This is a genomic window from Saccharopolyspora sp., from assembly GCF_017434145.1.
Taxonomy (GTDB): Bacteria; Actinomycetota; Actinomycetes; order Mycobacteriales; family Pseudonocardiaceae; genus Saccharopolyspora_C; species Saccharopolyspora_C galaxeae.
On the sequence record NZ_JAFRFW010001053.1, the window covers coordinates 1 to 1,897 of the forward strand.

2 protein-coding genes are annotated in these 1,897 nt (G+C 66.5%); one reads left to right on the plus strand and one right to left on the minus strand.

The genetic code is table 11. The annotated features are described in order from the left end of the window. Window positions 1-278: 278 nt before the first annotated feature. Window positions 279-575 carry a hypothetical protein gene (locus IJH84_RS28740; RefSeq protein WP_295151172.1) on the minus strand — a complete coding sequence of 99 codons (297 nt, stop codon included), beginning with the start codon at window positions 573-575 and terminating at the stop codon, window positions 279-281. Between the two features lie 276 nt (window positions 576-851). Between IJH84_RS28740 and IJH84_RS28745 the strand changes: the two genes are divergently transcribed. Then, window positions 852-1,727 carry a helix-turn-helix transcriptional regulator gene (locus IJH84_RS28745; protein WP_200070099.1) on the plus strand — a complete coding sequence of 292 codons (876 nt, stop codon included), beginning with the start codon at window positions 852-854 and terminating at the stop codon, window positions 1,725-1,727. The last annotated feature ends 170 nt before the right edge of the window (window positions 1,728-1,897 follow it).

Consider the following 1,897-nt stretch of genomic DNA (forward strand, 5'->3'; position numbering starts at 1 on the left):
CCAGGAGTCCGGCATCGCACTCGGCGACCTCGTCGCCACCCGCGCCCGCGAGGTCGCACTGACGACGCTGCAAGGCGCACCGGTCGAGGTGGAGAGCCTGGTGATCAACCGGGGCGGGGATCTGGTGGGACGAGCGGCTTTCGAGTAGATCGCCGGGTTTTCGGGCTGGGCGGTGTAAGGCCGTGGCGCAACTCGGCCATCGATGCTTCGGCAGCGGGCAGCATCGTGACCGGCCGGGGAACCCGTCGGCGCACTTCCCGATGATCGCGCCGGAGCGATCAGGCCCCGGTCCTCCGGCCGTCGAGGCCGAGGACGGCGGCGGTCACCGGGGCCGGGTGGCCCGCTTGCCGCCAGTGCAGGTGCGCGGGGCCGGAAAGCAGGGGAGTGCGCGGGTCGATTCCGCTTGCGCGGTAAGCGAAAGCCTCTTCGTGCGAGTAGACGATCACGACGTCGACCACCCCGGAAGGCCAGTACCGCGCGTACAGCAGTGCGTCGAGCTCACCCACGTCGTTGTGCACCGGGACGCAGCGGAATCCTTGCGAGACCAGCGAACGCAGGTTCTCAATCGCGTCCATGCGCACGAACTCCGTTCCACACGGGGAGATTCAGCGGAGGTAGGCGGGGCCGGGCCGTGTCGGGGGAATCCGGTCCGGCCCCGCCAGGGGCGCCGGTCGCCGCGGAGGGAGGGAGCCGCTGACGTCCGGCTGAACGGTGATCTTCGATACCGGCGACTCTGTGATCTCCGTCTGATTGAGCACACTACAGTTGATGTAGATCAGTCATCTATTCCTCGATCGGGTGATCAACGATCAGTGCACTATCGTCAGGCGACGCCGCAGAGGAGGAGGCCCGTGCCGAATTCGCCCAGTCCGACCGTGCTCAAGCGGTGGATCGCCTTCGAGCTGCGCAAGCTCCGGGAGAACGCCGGAGTGACGCGCGATCAAGCTGCGAAGGCGGTGCGCGGTAGCGAACCCGGCGTCGGCCACTTCGAGACCGGCCGCTCGTTGCCTTCGGCGTTGCAGTTGGACAAGCTCCTGGAGACCTACGGTGTTCCGGAGCGCGCCGAGTTCTTCCAGCGCATCCGCAACCAAGCGAAGAAGGGCAAGGACTGGTGGATCAAGTTCGACTTCACCGGTGAAGTTCTGCCCGAGTACTTCAAGCTGTTCCTCGGTCTCGAATCCTGCGCCGCCTCTATCGAGAGCTTCGACGCGCAGCTCGTCCCCGGTCTGCTGCAAACCGACGCCTACGCGGAAGCGGTGGTGCGCGGCATCAATCCGGAGCTGCCGGACGACGACGTCTCCCGGCGCGTCGAACTCCGCATGGCCCGCCAGCGGCAGGTGCTCAACCGCGACGGCGGCGCACCCGTCGTGTGGTCAGTGATCCACGAATCGGTGCTGCGCCTGCAAGTCGGCGGTTCGGACGTGATGCGCGAACAGTTGGAGTATCTGATCGATGTGATGAAGGAACCAAACGTCACCGTGCAGGTTCTTCCGATGGCCGCGGGCGTGCACACTGGCGCTGATGGGACGTTCGTCTACCTACAGTTCCCGCCTGAGCTGGAGAACGATCCGGGAACCGTGTACGTCGAGACTCGAGTGAAGAGCTACTACTACGAGCAACCCGCCGAGATCGCGGACTACCGCGCGGCGCTACGACGGTTGCAGGTGCAGGCGTGCAAACCGGAGGAGACCGAAGCGTTGCTCCGCGAACTGTTGAAGGAATCGTGATCGCATGACCACCGATCCTGCCGGGTCGCTGACCGACCGGTCGATGAACTGGCGCAAGTCCTGCCGCCGCCAGGCGACCGGCAGCGTCGCGGTCGCGTCCGCACCGGGTGTCGGCGGCGGCCGCGACTCGAAGCACGGCTCGACGAGCCCGCTCCTGGGGTTCGCGGCGA

What these genes read in the sequence shown, in the direction of transcription:
- IJH84_RS28740 (WP_295151172.1), bottom strand. Translation starts at nt 575, where the DNA reads ATGGACGCGATTGAGAACCTGCGTTCGCTGGTCTCGCAAGGATTCCGC.